Below are 15939 nucleotides of genomic sequence, written 5' to 3' on the forward strand. Positions count from 1 at the left end.
TCCTCCGGGCGCTTCCCTTCGGTCTTGCGTTTCCGACTCTATCAGATCTTTTCTCGACCCGATTCCCTGTCGGCGGGATTTGTCTTGAGCCTCGGGTTTTCGCCCGTCGGCCTTTCGACATTCACTACGTTAGCCGATTCCCTCGTCGACTCATAATCGAGTCCCGGCGGCTTCGAATTCGGGCATGCAGACATACCGAATTCGGCCCCGCTGAGGGGCGTCGTAGGTAGTGGTTTGGCCGCTTCCGGCTGCAGGCGATCGCCGTACCCGGTTCAAGCGGCTCGGGCTACGTTACGCCTCCGGTCAAGGCGAGTCAACTTCGGCGACGCCTGGGTGTGTGGGCCCGATAAGGGCTCACTGTCGGGTCGTTGGCGATCCAGTAGCGCCACGGGTGGACGGCTCCGTCGCCGGAGACTCCGGTGCGCGGGCCGTTGCGTACCTGGTCGGGTGGGACCGGAGTGCCGGTGAGGATGCGCAGAGGGGTGTCGGCGCGGGTGCAGGCGTCGGTGCCGTCGAGGGCTCGGTCGACGTCGAGGGCCGTCGCGAGGCGGGCCGGGCCTTTGGCCAGTTCCTTGTCGTTGCGGGCCGAGAGTCGACGGGCGCGTGCGAGTTCGGCCCCCTCGACGATCTCGCCGGCGCGGAGGAGGACGGCGCTCGCGGTGCCGTCCGGGCCGCAGACCAGGTTCATGCAGTGCCACATGCCGTAGGTGAAGTAGACGTACACATGTCCTGGGGGACCGAACATCACGTCGTTGCGGGCCGTGCGACCGCGGTAGGCGTGGGAGCCGGGGTCGTTCGGACCGTCGTAGGCCTCGACCTCGGTGAGGCGGAGGGTGATCGGACCGTCCGGGGTCGTGCGGACCAGGAGGCGCCCGAGGAGGTCGGGGGCGACCTCCAGGACAGGGCGCTCGAAGAAGGACCGGGGAAGGGGCGTACGGTCGGGGGTCGCGATCATGCCCTCCGAGCGTAGTGCAGACAGGCGGGTGCGTCGGAGTGGTCGGTGGGCACTCGGCTTGCCAGGGTGTGGGTGCGGAACCGGCCACGGCCGGATCGCGTTTGTAGGGATCAAGGATCCCGTCGTACAGGTCGTAGAGGGAGAGTCATGGCGTTCAAGAAGCTGCTCGCGAGTCTCGGTGCCGGTGGGGCCTCGGTCGAGACGGTGCTGACGGAGGTCAACGTCGTACCGGGCGGGGTCGTCCAGGGCGAGGTGCGTATCCAGGGCGGGTCCGTCAACCAGCAGATCGAAGGGCTGTCGGTCGGGCTCCAGGCCAAGGTCGAGGTGGAGAGCGGCGACCAGGAGTACAAGCAGGACATCGAGTTCGTGAAGGAGCGGCTCGGCGGGGCCTTCGAACTGCAGGCCGGTGCGGTGCACGCGGTGCCGTTCGGGCTGGAGATCCCGTGGGAGACGCCGATCACGATGATCGACGGTCAGGCGCTGCGCGGGATGAACATCGGCGTGACCACCGAGCTGGAGATCGCGCGGGCGGTGGACTCCGGTGACCTGGACCCGGTCAACGTGCACCCGCTGCCGGCGCAGAAGGCGATCCTGGACGCCTTCATCCAGCTGGGCTTCCGTTTCAAGAACGCGGACCTGGAGCGCGGGCACATCCGGGGCACGCGGCAGAAGCTGCCGTTCTACCAGGAGATCGAGTTCTTCCCGCCGGCGCAGTACCGGGGCCTCAACCAGGTCGAGTTGAGCTTCGTGGCCGACGCGGACGCGATGGACGTCGTCCTGGAGATGGACAAGAAGCCGGGGCTGTTCGGCGAGGGCAGTGACACCTTCCGGTCGTTCCAGGTGGGTCTGGCCGACTTCCAGGGCACCGACTGGGCTGCGTACCTCAACCAGTGGCTGGCCGAGGTCGGCAGCAAGCGCAACTGGTTCTAGGCTCGGGACCACTGACTCCAGGACCGATTCAGGAGGTACCGAGGTGACCGAGCTCAAGCAGCGGCCGCTCCCCCACGACTTCCATCCGCCCGTGCTGTCGTTCAAGGTGACGAGTGAGGACTTCGAGGAGGGCGGCACGCTCAAGGACGCTCAGGTCCACGCGGAGGGGAACATCTCGCCACATCTGCGGTGGGAGGGTTTCCCGCCCGAGACCAAGAGCTTCGCCGTGACCTGCTACGACCCTGACGCCCCGACGGGCAGTGGCTTCTGGCACTGGGTCCTGTTCGACATCCCGGCCTCGGTGACCGAGCTGCCGGTGGGTGCGGGCAGCGGCAAGTTCGAGGGGCTGCCGGAGGGCGCCGTCCACGCGCGCAACGACTACGGGACGAAGGACTTCGGGGGTGCCGCGCCGCCGCCCGGGGACGGGCCGCACCGGTACGTGTTCACCGTGTACGCGGTGGATCAGGAGAAGCTCGGCCCGGACGCCGACGCCTCGCCGGCCGTCGTCGGGTTCAACCTGCGGTTCCACACGATCGGGCGGGCCCAGCTGATCGGGGAGTACGAGAATCCCGCGGAGGGCTGACGCGGCGGCCGCGTAAGCTCATCGTTCATTCAACGTTTGCCCGTCCCTGGTCTTGGAAGTGATCAGGGGCGGGCATTTTTGTTGCCGGGGGTCGCGGGGGTCACCCCCCGTGGGAGCAGCAGATATTGCGTTGTCCATCTCGGCGTGCCCGGCCAGAGTTGATCCCAGCCCGCCAGGGGGTGGGCCGGTGCACACGGGAGGTGGGCTGGTATGCGGGACACGCTGGTATTGAACGCGAGCTTCGAGCCGCTGTCGACGGTGACGTTGAACCGAGCCGTCGTTCTGGTGCTCCAGGACAAGGCGGTCGTCGAGCAGGCCCACCCCGAACTGCGGATGCGCGGAGCCGCGGTCGACATACCGGCGCCCCGGGTGATCAGGCTGTGCAGGTACGTACGGGTGCCGTTCCGAAGACAAGCGCCGTGGTCGAGGCGGGGTGTGCTGGTCAGGGACCGGCACCGGTGCGCCTACTGCGGTCGCCGGGCGACCACGGTGGACCATGTGGTGCCTCGGGCCCAGGGTGGTCAGGACTCCTGGCTGAACACGGTCGCCTCGTGCGCGGAGGACAACCACCGTAAGGCGGACCGGACTCCGGAGCAGGCGGGGATGCCGTTGCTGCGGCAGCCGTTCGAGCCGACGCCGGCCGACGCGATGCTCCTGGCCCTGGGGCAGGACGACCTGGCCGCGCTGCCGGAGTGGCTGACGGTGGACGCTGCTTAGCTGTTCGCATGAGAGTTCCCCGTGCCCCCTCAGGTGGGCACGGGGAACTTTTCGTCCGCCGGGTCGCGTCAGTCGATGGATGGCTTCTCGCGGCGTTCCGTGCCGTTGTTGCCGGAGGAGCCGCCGTTGTTCGAACCGCCGCCCATGGCGCCGAAGTTGCCCATGGCGCCGGACAGGCCCTTGAGAGCGTCGCCGATCTCGCTGGGGACGATCCAGAGCTTGTTGGCGTCGCCCTCGGCGATCTTCGGGAGCATCTGGAGGTACTGGTAGCTGAGGAGCTTCTGGTCGGGGTCGCCGGCGTGGATGGCCTCGAAGACCGTACGGACGGCCTGGGCCTCGCCCTCGGCGCGCAGGGCGGCGGCCTTGGCCTCACCCTCGGCGCGCAGGATCTGCGACTGCTTCTCGCCCTCGGCGGTGAGGATGGCGGCCTGGCGGGTGCCTTCGGCGGTGAGGATCGCGGCGCGCTTGTCACGGTCGGCGCGCATCTGCTTCTCCATCGAGTCCTGGATGGAGGTGGGCGGTTCGATCGCCTTGAGCTCGACGCGGTTGACGCGGATGCCCCACTTGCCGGTGGCCTCGTCGAGGACGCCGCGCAGGGCCGCGTTGATCTCCTCGCGGGAGGTGAGGGTCCGCTCCAGGTCCATGCCACCGATGATGTTGCGGAGCGTGGTGACGGTGAGCTGCTCGATGGCCTGGATGTAGCTGGCGACCTCGTAGGTCGCGGCGCGGGCGTCGGTCACCTGGTAGTAGATGACCGTGTCGATGTTGACGACCAGGTTGTCCTGGGTGATCACCGGCTGGGGCGGGAACGGCACGACCTGTTCACGCAGGTCGATGCGGTTGCGGATGGTGTCGATGAACGGGACCACGATGTTCAGGCCCGCGTTGAGTGTGCGCGTGTAGCGGCCGAAGCGCTCGACGATGGCGGCGCTCGCCTGTGGGATGACCTGGATCGTCTTGATCAGGGCGATGAAGACCAACACCACCAGAATGATCAAGACGATGATGACCGGTTCCATCGTGCTCCCCGTACCCTTCTCCGCCTCGGCGCTTTCGGAAGATCTTAGGCTTGTTGAAGATCTTGCTGGTCGAGTCTGACAGACCGTCGTGTGGCTCGTGGTGCGTTCGGTTCACATAGGTCGTGCGGGAGTTGTGCAAGGTCAGATGACGATCGCCGTGGCTCCCTCGATGTCCACGACATCCACTTCCTGGCCGACGTCGTAGGCGCGGTCGGTGTCGAGCGCGCGTGCCGACCACACCTCTCCGGCGAGCTTGATGCGTCCGCCGGAGCCGTCGACGCGCTCCAGTACGACGGCCTGCTTGCCCTTCAACGCGTCGACGCCCGTCGCGAGTTGCGGCCGTTGGGCGCTGTGGCGGGCCGCGATGGGGCGTACGACGGCGATGAGGGCGACCGAGACGACGATGAAGACGAGCACTTGGGCGACGGTGCCGAAGCCGAGGCCGGCGGCGATCGCGGCCGCGACGGCGCCGACCGCGAGCATGCCGAATTCCGGCATCGCGGTCACCACGAGCGGGATACCGAGCGCTGCCGCGCCGACGAGCCACCACACCCACGCGTCTATGTCGTTCACACGGTCATGGTAGGACCGCGGGTCGTGCCGCCGACAGGGCGCGAAAGGGGGCGGTCGGGAAGAAGGTCAGGACAGCGGCAGGCCCTGGGCGGTCCAGCGGTCGCCGACCTGTTCCACGACGAGGGGCAGGCCGAAGCAGTGGGAGAGGTTGCGGGAGGTGAGTTCCAGCTCGACCGGGCCCGCGGCGAGGACCTTGCCCTGGCGGATCATGAGGACATGGGTGAAGCCGGGGGCGATCTCCTCGACGTGGTGCGTGACCATGATCATCGAGGGGGCGATGGGGTCGCGGGCGAGGCGGCCGAGTCGGCGTACGAGGTCTTCGCGGCCGCCGAGGTCGAGGCCGGCGGCGGGCTCGTCGAGGAGGAGCAGCTCGGGGTCGGTCATCAGGGCGCGGGCGATGAGGGTGCGCTTGCGCTCGCCCTCGGAGAGGGTGCCGAACTTGCGGTCGAGGTACTCGCTCATGCCGAGGCGGTCGAGGAAGGCGCGGGCGCGCTGCTCGTCGACGGCCTCGTACTCCTCCTGCCAGCCGGCGGTCATGCCGTACGCGGCGGTCAGGACGGTCTGCAGGACGGTCTGGCGCTTGGGGAGCTTGTCGGCCATGGCGATGCCGGCCATGCCGATGCGGGGGCGCAGTTCGAAGACGTCGGTGCCGGGCTTGCCGAGGGTCTCGCCGAGGATGGTGGCGGTGCCCTTGCTGGGGAAGAGGTAGCTGGAGGCGAGGTTCAGCAGGGTCGTCTTGCCGGCTCCGTTGGGGCCGAGGATGACCCAGCGCTCGCCCTCCTTGACCGACCAGGAGACCTGGTCCACCAGAGCCCGGTCCTCACGGACCACGGATACGTCCTGAAGCTCCAGAACATCGCTCATGAGCGCGTTGTCTCCCCTTGCAGTGTGGCCGGTCTCGGTCGTCGCGTACGCCTGTGGCTCGGACCGCCGCGCGCGGGTGGGCGCGGCCCTCCAGGAAAATCTACGCCACCGGCCGGGGGAGCCGTTCCATCGGTCCGGTCCTTAGGGTGGGGGCATGCTCTCGGAACCGCGCTCTGGTCGCCTTGCCGCTTGGGGAAATGCCCTGTTGGCCGGACTTGTCTCTCCGGACGAGGCGGTGCTCGCCGTCGTCGGGGAGGATGCCGTGCACCGGGTGGAGGGGTTGCCCGATGAGTCGGCGCCCGTCGGGCTGACGCTGGCGTTGGGGCGGCTGCGGGCGCTGGGGGTGAAGGGGCTGCGGGTGGCGCTGCCCGCGCCGGGGCATCCGCTGGGGTTGAGCGGGCCGCCGGAGTTCAACGCGCGGGCGTTGGAGGCGGAGGAGGCGGTGGTGTGCCACGGGGCGCCGCTGGGGCTGGTGCCTGAGGTGTACGAGGCCGGGCCCTCGGGTGATGTGCATGTCGAGGTGGTGTGGCATTGCCTCGCGGTGCGGGAGGCGCCGCCCGCGGACGTGCCGTCGCTGGGTGAGGCGGAGCGGGAGTTGGCGGAGGCGCTGCGGGAGGCCACGGCGGTGTTGTCGCGGTTGGACGTGGCGGGGTCGGGGCCGGTGGCGGAGGCGGCGATCGACGCGTACCGGGCTCGGGCGGAGCGGGGGCGGGAGGTGTTGGCGCCGGGGTATCCGCCGCGGGCGGTGCGGGTGCTGGAGCTGGCGCAGCGGGTGGGGTTGTTGATCTCCCTCGCCCTGGAGAGGGGGCATGGGGGTGCGGTGAGCGCGTCGGAGATGGTGGCGCGGGGGGAGGCGTTGCGCCCGGTGGAGCGTACGGGGCGGCGGGCGCAGGTGGCTGCGTACAACGCGTATGTGGAGGAGCTGGAGCGGGGGGTGGGGTGAGGATCGGGTGAGCTGGTGGCCGGCGTTGGTGTGGACGGGTGGGTCCACCTGCCGACACCGGCCGGGTGCCGCCTGCGCCCATCCGTGCCGCCCCAACGGCACGACTGCCCGCAGCCGCGCACATGCAAGAGCCCCGCGAGGCGCCGTGCGCTCGCGGGGCCTCCGTGTGTTCTGGGGCGTCAGTGGTTGACGGCGTGGTTGCCGAAGGCGGGGTTGAGGACGCCGACCGCGTTGACGCTGTTGCCGGAGACGTTCACCGGAACGTGGACCGGGGCCTGGACGACGTTGCCCGAGCCGACGCCCGGGGAGCCCACGGCCTTGCCGTCGGCCCACGCACCACTGTCGGTGGCGGAGGCCGCACCGGCACCGGCAGCGATCAGCCCGCCGGCCACCATCGCCACGGCCGCTGCCTTCTTCAGGTTCTTCACTTCTGAGCCCTTCTGGTGATCGCCGCGGCAGTCGCCGCAGCACGCACTGAAGAACGGTTGAGATGCACGGAGGATGCGCCACTCGGGGGACATTCCCACGACGGTATGAATCTCAGCCCGGAGCGGAACCTTCCGCGGCTCATCCGGTCACGCCATGGCGTACGGCCCACAGGGCGGCCTGGGTGCGGTCCGCGAGGTCGAGCTTCATCAGGATGTTCGAGACGTGCGTCTTGACGGTCTTCTCGGAGAGGACCAGGGCGCGGGCGATCTCGCGGTTGGAGCGGCCGTCCGCTATCAGGCCGAGAACCTCGCGCTCCCGCTCCGTGAGCGAACCGCCTCGGCCCTGGCCCGAGTTGGCCTCCTCCTGGGACAGGAGGGCGCCAGCGACCTCGGGCTGGAGCAGGATGTGGCCGGCGTGGACCGAGCGGATGGCGCCGGCCAGCGCGTCGGGGTCGACGTCCTTGTAGACGTAGCCGGCGGCGCCCGCGCGCAGGGCCGGGACGACGGTGCGCTGTTCGGTGAAGCTGGTGACGATCAGCACGCGCGCGGGGTTGTCCAGTTCGCGCAGCTTGCGCAGGGCCTCGACGCCGTCCATGCCGGGCATCTTGACGTCCATGAGGACGACGTCGGGGTGCAGTTCCTGAGCGCGGGCGACTCCTTCGGCGCCGTCCGCCGCCTCGCCGACGACCTCGATGTCGTCCTGCACCTCCAGGAACGTCCGCAGGCCTCGGCGGACGACCTGGTGGTCGTCGACCAGCAGCACCTTGATTGCGTCAGCCACCGGGGGCCTCCATCTCGATCGTGGTGCCCTTGCCGGGCGCCGATTCCACCGTCAGGCTGCCGCCGACGCCGCTCGCCCGGTCCCGCATGGACACCAGGCCGAGGTGGCGGCCGGCCCTGCGCACGGCCGTGGGGTCGAAGCCGCCGCCGTCGTCCGTGACGCGCAGGACCGTGTCGGGGCCGCGCTTGTGGAGGGTCACCTCGACGTGCTGCGCGCCGGAGTGGCGCAGGGCGTTGTGCAGGGCCTCCTGGGCGACGCGCAGCAGGGCCTCCTCCTGTGCGGCGGGCAGGGCACGGACGCCGTGACTGGTGAAGGTCACACGCGCGGTGTGGGCGCGGTCGAGGACCTGTATCTGGGTGCGCAGGGTGGCCACGAGGCCGTCCTCGTCGAGGGCGGCGGGGCGCAGTTCCACGACGGCGGCGCGCAGTTCGTCGGCGGCCTCCGCGGCGAGTGCGGCTATCTGCTGCAACTCGCCCTTGGCCCGGTGGGGGTCGCGGTCGATGAGGGCGGTGGCGGCCTGGGCGGTCAGACGCAGGGAGAACAGCTTCTGGCTGACGGCGTCGTGCAGTTCGTGGGCCAGGCGGGAGCGTTCCTCGGCGATGGTCAGTTCGCGGCTGCGCTCGTACAGGCGGGCGTTGGTGAGGGCGATCGCGGCGTGCTGGGCGAGGATGGAGAGGAGGTCCTCGTCGTCCTCGGTGAAGCCGCAGCCGCCGGCCGGCTTGGGGCAGTTCTTGTTGGCGAGGAAGAGGGCGCCGATGACCTCGTCGCCGTCGCGGATGGGCAGGCCGAGGAAGTCGGACATCTCGGGGTGTGCGGCGGGCCAGCCCTCGAAGCGTGGGTCCTCGCGGACGTCGGCGAGGCGCTCGGGCCGGGCCTCGTGGAGCATGGCCGCCAGGATGCCGTGCTGGCGGGGCAGGGGGCCGATGGCCTTCCACTGCTCCTCGCCGACGCCGTCGACCACGAACTGGGCGAAGCCGCCGTGGTCGTCCGGGACGCCGAGTGCGGCGTACTGCGCGTCGAGCAACTCGCGGGCGGAGGCGACGATCGTCTTGAGGACGTCGCGCACCTCCAGGTGCCTGCTCATGGCCAGCAACGCGGAACTCACCGCGGCGAGGCCGGACCGGGGGCCTTGACTCATGTCCTCACGGTACCGGCGAGCGGTGACAGCGGGGATCGGACCTGTGGCGGCCGCGAGGTAGGGCCGCGGACCTAGGGCCGTGGCCCCCGGGCCGGGCGTAGGGCGAAGGGCCCCGGTGGTCCCGGTCCGGCGTCCGAGGCGGTCGGGACGGGGCCGTTCCTACGGTGAGGTCACCGCCGAGCGGAGGCGGGTCGGACGAGGGGACGGTTGTCATGCCGGTAGCGATCATCACGGGTGCCTCGAAGGGGCTGGCGCGGGCGCTGGCCGAGGCGCTGGCCGCGCGGGGCTGGGATCTGGTGCTGGACGCCAGGACGGCGGAGGTGCTGAAGGAGACGGCGGTCCGGGTCGCGGAGCACGGGACGAGGGTGGAGGCGCTCGCCGGGGACGTCACGGATCCCGCGCACCGCTCGGCGCTGGTGGCGGCCGCCCGGCGGCTCGGTGGCTGCGAGCTGCTGGTGAACAACGCGAGCGCGCTGGGCGCCGAGCCGCTGGTACGGCTGGAGGAGCTGCCCTTGGAGGGGTTGCGCCGGGCGCTGGAGGTGAATGTCGTGGCCGCGCTGGGGCTGGTGCAGGAGGCGCTGCCGCTGCTGCGGAGGGCGCGGGCGGGCGCGGTGATCACGGTCAGCTCGGACGCGGCCGTCGAGCCCTATGGGACATGGGGCGGCTACGGGGCGTCCAAGGCGGCCCTCGACCATCTCGCGGCGGTGCTGGGGGTGGAGGAGCCGGGGCTGCGGGTGTGGGCGGTGGATCCCGGGGACATGGCGACGGACCTGTACGCGGCGGCCGTACCGGACGACGACGGGGTGCGGCCCGAGCCGGCCGGTGTGGTGCCGGCCTTCCTGCGGTTGCTGGACGAGCGTCCGGCGAGCGGACGGTACGGGGCGCCGGCGCTGCTGGAGGGACGGCGATGACACTGGCTCTGCGGGTGCCCGAGGAGCTGTCGGCGCGGGTGCCGGCCGAGCAGCGCGGTCCCGGCCGGGAGCGGGACTGTGTACGGCTGCTGGTGTCGCGGGGGTGCGCGGTGGCGCATCACGCGTTCCGGGACCTGCCCGGGCTGTTGCGGGCCGGGGACCTGCTGGCGGTGAACACCTCCCCGACGCTGGCGGCCGCCGTGGACGGGGCGGTGGGGCACGCGCGCGTGGTGGTGCACTTCTCCACGCCCGGGGACGACGGGCGGTGGGCGGTGGAGCTGCGGGAGCCGGACGGGCGGGGCACCACGCGCGCACGTGCGGGCGGGCCCGCGGGGACGGAGGTGCGGCTGGCCGGGGGTGTGCGGCTGGTGCTGGAGGAGGCGTTGAGCCCGGGGAGCGGCCGGCTGTGGTGGGCGCGGGTGTCGGGCGGGTCGGTGCCGGGGCTGCTGCGGGGGCACGGGCGGCCCATCCGTTACTCCTACACGGAGCGGGACCAGCCGTTGTCCGTCTACCAGACGGTGTTCGCGCTGCCGACGGCCGACGGGGCGGGGAGCGCGGAGATGCCGAGTGCGGCGCGGCCCTTCACGGCGCGGCTGGTGGCGGAGCTGGTGAGCCGGGGGGTGCGGTTCGCGCCGGTGAGGCTGCACACGGGGGTCGCCTCGGCGGAGGCGCACGAGCCGCCGTATCCGGAGCGGTTCGCGGTGCCGGAGGCGTCGGCGCGGCTGATCAACGCGGTCCGGTCGGAGGGCGGCAGGGTGATCGCGGTGGGTACGACGGCCGTGCGGGCGGTGGAGTCGGCCGTCGGGGAGGACGGGGTCGTACGGGCCGCCGGGGGGTGGACCGATCTCGTGGTGACGCCCGAGCGCGGGGTGCGGGTGGTGGACGGGCTGCTGACCGGGCTGCACGAGCCGGAGGCCTCGCATCTGCTGATGCTGGAGGCGGTGGCGGGGCGGGCGGCGATCGACCGCGGGTACGACGCGGCGGTGCGCGGGCGCTACCTGTGGCACGAGTTCGGGGACGTACACCTCCTCCTCCCCGCGGAAGGCACTCACACAGAGCATTGCTTGCGCAACTGATGGTGAGGCGGGGCGTCGGGGCGTGTGAGCCCTCGCATAGGGCGCACATCACGTACGAAGGTCAATAGGAGGGAAAGAGGGTGGGGGTGAACGGGGCAGATGGTTCCATCTGTCCCGATTTGCCCCTGCCCGATCCACTACCGAGCTTCGTAGGTCACACCTTTGCACGGGCATTTTGCGGCCGCTAAGAATTGCACCCGTCGCTCAGCGCCGCGGGTTCAGTCCGCGGCGTTCGTGCCGAAAAAGCACCTGTGTCCGCCGTCGGACGAAAGAGCGACCTCCGCGCTATTCGAAGAGGTCCTTCCGCATGCCCAAGAACTCGCACAAGATCGCAATCGCCGGTGCCGCCACGCTCGGCGCCGCCGCCCTCGCCTTCTCCGTGGTCCCGGCCGACGCGCAGACGACCACGACGGACGCCGTCTCCTCGTCCCGCGTGGCCTACAGCTCCGCGCCGGCCCAGGACGTCAAGGCGAGTGTGACCGACCAGCTGGCCGGGACCAGCGTGAAGGTCGACGCGATCGAGGCGAAGAAGAAGGCCGCTGCGGACGCCGCCGCCAAGAAGGAGGCCGCGGCCGCGGCCGCGAAGAAGGCCGCCGCCGCAGCCGCCGCGAAGAAGGCCGCCGCCGAGAAGGCCGCCGCCAAGGCCGCCGCCGAGCGCAAGGCGAAGGCCGCCGCGAGCCGCGCCGCCCAGCGTGTCGCGATCAAGAAGGCCGCCGTCAAGACGTACCCGAACAACCTCGACGGCTGGATCCGTGAGTCGCTCGACGTCATGAAGAAGCACGGCATCCCGGGCTCCTACCAGGGCATCCACCGCAACATCATGCGCGAGTCCTCGGGCAACCCGAACGCCATCAACAACTGGGACATCAACGCCATCAACGGCGTGCCCTCGAAGGGTCTGCTCCAGGTCATCCCGCCGACCTTCAAGGCCTACCACGTCCCCGGCACGTCCTGGAACATCTACGACCCGGTCGCCAACATCACCGCCGCCTGCAACTACGCGGCCGACCGGTACGGCTCCATGGACAACGTCAACAGCGCGTACTGAGCCCCCACGCGCCGGAGGGCGGCACCCCTGAACGGGGTGCCGCCCTCCGGCGTCGCACGGGCCGGTTACTTGCGCATGACCTCGGGCTCGTGGCGGCGCAGGAAGCGGGCCACGAAGAAGCCGCAGATCACGCCGAGGGCGATCAGGGCGGCCATGTCCATGCCCCAGGCGCCGACGGTGTGCTCCCACAGCGGGTCGTTGTCGCCGGCCGTCTCCGGCGGGCTGATCTTGTTGAAGTCCAGCGTGGCGCCCGCAGCGGCGACCGCCCAGCGCGACGGCATCAGGTAGGAGAACTCGTTGACGCCGATCGAGCCGTGCAGGGCGAACAGGCAGCCGGTGAAGACGACCTGGATGATCGCGAACATGACCAGCAGGGGCATGGTCTTCTCGGCGGTCTTCACCAGCGCGGAGATGATCAGGCCGAACATCATCGACGTGAAGCCCAGGGCCATGATCGGCAGCGACAGCTCCAGCAGCGTGAGCTTGCCGAGGACCAGGCCCTCCTCCGGGATCTCCCGGCTGGAGAGACCGATGACACCGACCAGCAGGCCCTGGAGCACGGTGATCATGCCGAGCACGAACACCTTGGACATCAGGTACGCGGAACGGGACAGGCCGGTGGCGCGCTCCCGCTCGTAGATGACCCGCTCCTTGATCAGCTCACGCACCGAGTTGGCCGCACCGGCGAAGCAGGCGCCGACGGCGAGGATCAGCAGGACGGTCGTGGCCGTGCCGTTGGGGATGATCCGCCCGGTCTGCGCGTTGGGCTCGTTGGGCAGCAGGCCCCGGTCCGGATCGATCAGCAGGCTCACCGCGCCGAGGACGGCCGGCAGGATGACCATCAGCGCGAGGAAGCCCTTGTCGGAGGCGATCACCGACACATAGCGGCGCACCAGCGTGATGAACTGCGACATCCAGCCCTGCGGCTTCGGCGGCTTCATCGCCTGCATCGGCGGCATCTGTACGGACTGCGGCGCGATCGCGTCGATGTCCGCGGCGTACATCTGGTAGTGCTGCGAGCCCTTCCAGCGGCCCGCCCAGTCGTAGTCGCGGTAGTTCTCGAAGGCGGAGAAGACGTCGGCCCAGGTGTCGTAGCCGAAGAAGTTCAGCGCCTCCTCCGGCGGGCCGAAGTAGGCGACCGCACCGCCCGGGGCCATCACCAGGAGCTTGTCGCACAGCGCCAGCTCGGCCACGGAGTGGGTGACGACGAGGACCGTACGGCCGTCGTCGGCGAGGCCGCGCAGCAGCTGCATGACATCGCGGTCCATGCCCGGGTCGAGGCCCGACGTGGGCTCGTCGAGGAAGATCAGCGACGGCTTGGTGAGCAGCTCCAGGGCCACGGAGACACGCTTGCGCTGGCCACCGGAGAGGGAGGTGACCTTCTTCTCCTTGTGGATGTCCAGCTTCAGCTCGCCCAGCACCTCGTCGATACGGGCCTCGCGCTCGGCGGCCGTGGTGTCGGCGGGGAAGCGCAGCTTGGCCGCGTACTTCAGGGCCTTCTTGACGGTCAGTTCCTTGTGCAGGATGTCGTCCTGCGGGACCAGACCGATGCGCTGGCGCAGCTCGGCGAACTGCTTGTACAGGTTGCGGTTGTCGTAGAGCACGTCGCCCTGGTTGGCGGGCCGGTAGCCGGTCAGCGCCTTGAGCAGGGTGGACTTGCCCGAACCGGACGGGCCGATGACCGCGATCAGCGACTTCTCCGGCACACCGAAGGAGACGTCCCTGAGGATCTGCTTGCCGCCGTCGACCGTGACGGTCAGGTGGCGGGCGGAGAAGGACACCTCACCGGTGTCGACGAACTCCTCGAGGCGGTCGCCGACGATCCGGAACGTCGAGTGGCCGACGCCGACGATGTCGGTCGGGCCGAGCAGCTGCGAGCCGCCCTTGGCGATCGGCTGACCGTTGACGTACGTGCCGTTGTGCGAGCCGAGGTCGCGGATCTCCATGCGGCCGTCGGGCGTGGAGTGGAACTCGGCGTGGTGGCGGGAGACCTGGAGGTCGGAGACGACCAGGTCGTTCTCCAGGGCACGGCCGATGCGCATCACGCGGCCGAGGGAGAACTGGTGGAACGTGGTCGGGCTGCGGTCGCCGTAGACCGGCGGCGCCCCCGCGCCGACGCCGGGGCCCTGCTGGTGCGGAACCTGCGCGACCGGCTGCTGCGGCTGCTGCCAGCCGGCCTGCGGAGCTTGCTGCTGCGGTGCCTGCTGCTGTGCCCAGCCGGCGTTCGCGCCCTGCGCGGCGTACGGCTGTTGCTGCGGCTGCGCCTGGGGCGTGGCGACGGCGGCCGCGGCGCCGGTCAGGCTCACGCGTGGTCCGTCGGTCGCGTTGCCCAGGTGCACCACCGAGCCGGGGCCGATCTCCACCTGCTGGATGCGCTGCCCCTGCGCATAGGTGCCGTTGGTGCTGCCGTGGTCCTCGAGGACCCAACCCCGGCCGTTGAAACTGACCGTGGCGTGTCGCCAGGAGACCCTGGCGTCGTCGAGGACGATGTCGCCCTGCGGATCGCGTCCGAGGGTGTATGCCCTGGACGGATCGAGCGTCCAGGTGCGTCCGTTCAATTCGAGTACGAGTTCAGGCACTCCATGCCCCACTGAGTAGTCCCCCGAGTTACCCCCATCGCAGGGAGTCTAGGGATGTCGAACATCGTCGGGAACTATTTCAGGCGCGGCCCCCTGACCGAAAGTCGGGCCTTGTGAAGACCGCGTACGGGCTCGTCGAGCGGCGCCGTTGACGGGGTTGAAAACGGGCCGGAGAGTGGTAAACGCACGCGAGGGGGGACGGAAGCGGCGATCTTCGCCGACTCCGCGCCGCGGATCGGGGGGTCTGCATGAGTGCCGGCACAGGTGTCGAGTCCGTCGGTGGCGCGCGGCGGAGTGGTGAAGTGCCGTGGGTGGACGTGGTGTTGACCGCGATCGCCGCGGTGAGCTGGGCGTTGATCGGGATGGCGGGGACGGCGGCGCTGGGTCTGCGTCTTCTGGAGGCCGACGCGGCGGGCTCCTTGGGGCCGATGACGGCGGCGGTCGTGGCTCTCGCGGCCGGTGGTTCGGTCACGCCGTCGGGCGATGTGTCCGCATTCGGGCTCACGGGCGCGGAGGCGGACACGGCCATCGAGATCACGCCACTGGGTGTGAGCCTGGTCGGAGCGCTGCTGCTGTCATGGTTCTTCCTGAGGTCCCTGCGGGCGGCGGGAGTTGTGGTCTCCCCGGCCGAACTCCTCGCCCGTGCGGGCACGGTGGTCGCGCTGTTCGTGGCGATGCTGGGCGGGCTGGCGTGGGCGGGACACGATGTGATCACGATCGACGGCGGGTCGCTGGGGTGGGACGGTTCGTCCGGGGACGGCGGCAGTGGAGGCGGCCTCGAGGTGCCCGGCCTCGGGGATCTCGGGGACCTGGGCGGGCTGCTGCCGGACCGGATCGGGGATCTGGTCGGCGCTCGGACGGCGGTCGGGTTCACCGTCGACACGGCGCCCACGCTGCTCGGAGGGCTCGGCTGGTCGGCCGGGGTACTGCTGATCGCCCTGCTCGCCGCGCGCCGTGCGCCGCTTCCGCGCGGCTGGGAGGCCGTGCACCGGGTCGTACGGCCGGCCGTGTCCGCCGTCGTGAGTGTGCTGCTGGTGGCCGTGGCGGCCGGGTTCGCCGCGGCGGCGTACGCGGCGATCGGCGACGACCGTCCGCGGCGGATCGCCGGAGCGGCGCTGCTCGGCGCGCCGAACGGGGTCTGGCTCGGCGTCGACGTCGGCCTCCTCGTGCCGTGGGACGGCAGGGCGACCGGCGCCCTGACGACGGTCCTGCCGGCTCCCCTGGACGAGCTGCTGCGCCTCGGCCGTGAGGAGTCGGTGACGCTGGGCCGCCTGGCCGAGCTGGACGGCCGGGTGTGGCTGCTGGGGGTCGCGGCGGCGCTGATGATGCTGTTGGCGGGGGTTTTGGTGGCGGTCTGGACGCCGGTGGGGGGTGGGGGTGTGCCGGGGACCGGG

16 protein-coding genes are annotated in these 15939 nt (G+C 70.7%); 8 read left to right on the forward strand and 8 right to left on the reverse strand.

Features of this window, described 5'->3' with window-relative positions; translation table 11 throughout:
* Positions 1 to 313 precede the first annotated feature (313 nt).
* Entirely contained in the window at positions 314 to 955 is a 642-nt protein-coding gene (locus tag ALMP_RS13975) for a DNA-3-methyladenine glycosylase (RefSeq protein WP_264927550.1), read from the reverse strand.
* Positions 956 to 1102: 147 nt separating this feature from the next.
* Here ALMP_RS13975 and ALMP_RS13980 point away from each other — a divergent pair, with 147 nt between their 5' ends.
* The 3 genes from ALMP_RS13980 to ALMP_RS13990 all read left to right on the forward strand — a co-directional run bounded on the left by ALMP_RS13980 (position 1103) and on the right by ALMP_RS13990 (position 3185).
* Positions 1103 to 1885, forward strand: a complete 783-nt coding sequence (locus tag ALMP_RS13980; RefSeq protein ID WP_264927552.1) for a sporulation protein — start codon at positions 1103 to 1105, stop codon at positions 1883 to 1885.
* A gap of 43 nt (positions 1886 to 1928) precedes the next feature.
* Positions 1929 to 2468: a YbhB/YbcL family Raf kinase inhibitor-like protein gene (locus tag ALMP_RS13985; RefSeq protein WP_264927554.1), complete on the forward strand. Its 540-nt coding sequence runs from the start codon at positions 1929 to 1931 to the stop codon at positions 2466 to 2468.
* Positions 2469 to 2678: 210 nt separating this feature from the next.
* On the forward strand, positions 2679 to 3185 hold the full coding sequence (locus tag ALMP_RS13990) for an HNH endonuclease (RefSeq protein WP_264927556.1): 507 nt from the start codon (positions 2679 to 2681) through the stop codon (positions 3183 to 3185).
* 68 nt (positions 3186 to 3253) lie between these two features.
* Here ALMP_RS13990 and ALMP_RS13995 read toward each other — a convergent pair whose 3' ends face one another.
* From ALMP_RS13995 to ALMP_RS14005, 3 genes are all read right to left on the reverse strand, one after another.
* Positions 3254 to 4204, reverse strand: coding sequence for an SPFH domain-containing protein (locus tag ALMP_RS13995; RefSeq protein WP_264927559.1), 951 nt, complete (start codon positions 4202 to 4204; stop codon positions 3254 to 3256).
* 141 nt (positions 4205 to 4345) lie between these two features.
* Positions 4346 to 4777 (reverse strand): NfeD family protein, encoded by a 432-nt coding sequence (locus tag ALMP_RS14000; protein ID WP_264927561.1) that lies wholly within the window; start codon positions 4775 to 4777, stop codon positions 4346 to 4348.
* A gap of 66 nt (positions 4778 to 4843) precedes the next feature.
* A complete protein-coding gene (locus ALMP_RS14005; RefSeq protein ID WP_264927563.1) occupies positions 4844 to 5641 on the reverse strand; it encodes an ABC transporter ATP-binding protein in 798 nt (265 codons plus the stop codon).
* A gap of 154 nt (positions 5642 to 5795) precedes the next feature.
* On the opposite strand from ALMP_RS14005, the gene ALMP_RS14010 reads away from it, so the two are divergent.
* A complete protein-coding gene (locus ALMP_RS14010; RefSeq protein WP_264927565.1) occupies positions 5796 to 6584 on the forward strand; it encodes a hypothetical protein in 789 nt (262 codons plus the stop codon).
* Between the two features lie 179 nt (positions 6585 to 6763).
* Here the strand turns inward: ALMP_RS14010 and ALMP_RS14015 are convergent, their stop codons facing one another.
* The 3 genes from ALMP_RS14015 to ALMP_RS14025 all read right to left on the reverse strand — a co-directional run bounded on the left by ALMP_RS14015 (position 6764) and on the right by ALMP_RS14025 (position 8931).
* Complete coding sequence (locus ALMP_RS14015) at positions 6764 to 7012, reverse strand: chaplin (RefSeq protein WP_264927567.1); 249 nt, start codon at positions 7010 to 7012, stop codon at positions 6764 to 6766.
* Positions 7013 to 7151: 139 nt separating this feature from the next.
* Positions 7152 to 7793, reverse strand: a complete 642-nt coding sequence (locus ALMP_RS14020; RefSeq protein ID WP_264927569.1) for a response regulator transcription factor — start codon at positions 7791 to 7793, stop codon at positions 7152 to 7154.
* Positions 7786 to 8931 carry a GAF domain-containing sensor histidine kinase gene (locus ALMP_RS14025; RefSeq protein WP_264927570.1) on the reverse strand — a complete coding sequence of 382 codons (1146 nt, stop codon included), beginning with the start codon at positions 8929 to 8931 and terminating at the stop codon, positions 7786 to 7788. The genes ALMP_RS14020 and ALMP_RS14025 overlap by 8 nt, the downstream gene beginning before the upstream one ends.
* Positions 8932 to 9143: 212 nt before the next feature.
* Between ALMP_RS14025 and ALMP_RS14030 the strand changes: the two genes are divergently transcribed.
* The 3 genes from ALMP_RS14030 to ALMP_RS14040 all read left to right on the forward strand — a co-directional run bounded on the left by ALMP_RS14030 (position 9144) and on the right by ALMP_RS14040 (position 11966).
* Positions 9144 to 9842, forward strand: coding sequence for an SDR family oxidoreductase (locus tag ALMP_RS14030; RefSeq protein WP_264927571.1), 699 nt, complete (start codon positions 9144 to 9146; stop codon positions 9840 to 9842).
* Entirely contained in the window at positions 9839 to 10918 is a 1080-nt protein-coding gene (locus ALMP_RS14035; protein WP_264927572.1) for an S-adenosylmethionine:tRNA ribosyltransferase-isomerase, read from the forward strand. Before ALMP_RS14030 ends, ALMP_RS14035 begins: the two co-directional genes overlap by 4 nt.
* 307 nt (positions 10919 to 11225) lie before the next feature.
* The gene (locus ALMP_RS14040; RefSeq protein WP_264927573.1) at positions 11226 to 11966 is read left to right on the forward strand and encodes a transglycosylase SLT domain-containing protein; all 741 of its coding nucleotides are present in this window, start codon (positions 11226 to 11228) and stop codon (positions 11964 to 11966) included.
* 65 nt (positions 11967 to 12031) lie between these two features.
* Here the strand turns inward: ALMP_RS14040 and ALMP_RS14045 are convergent, their stop codons facing one another.
* Positions 12032 to 14557, reverse strand: coding sequence for an FHA domain-containing protein (locus ALMP_RS14045; RefSeq protein WP_264927574.1), 2526 nt, complete (start codon positions 14555 to 14557; stop codon positions 12032 to 12034).
* Between the two features lie 236 nt (positions 14558 to 14793).
* Between ALMP_RS14045 and ALMP_RS14050 the strand changes: the two genes are divergently transcribed.
* The coding region (locus ALMP_RS14050; RefSeq protein WP_264927576.1) for a streptophobe family protein at positions 14794 to 15939 on the forward strand (1146 nt) is incomplete at its 3' end.

Source organism: Streptomyces sp. A012304 (genome assembly GCF_026008495.1).
GTDB lineage: Bacteria > Actinomycetota > Actinomycetes > Streptomycetales > Streptomycetaceae > Streptomyces.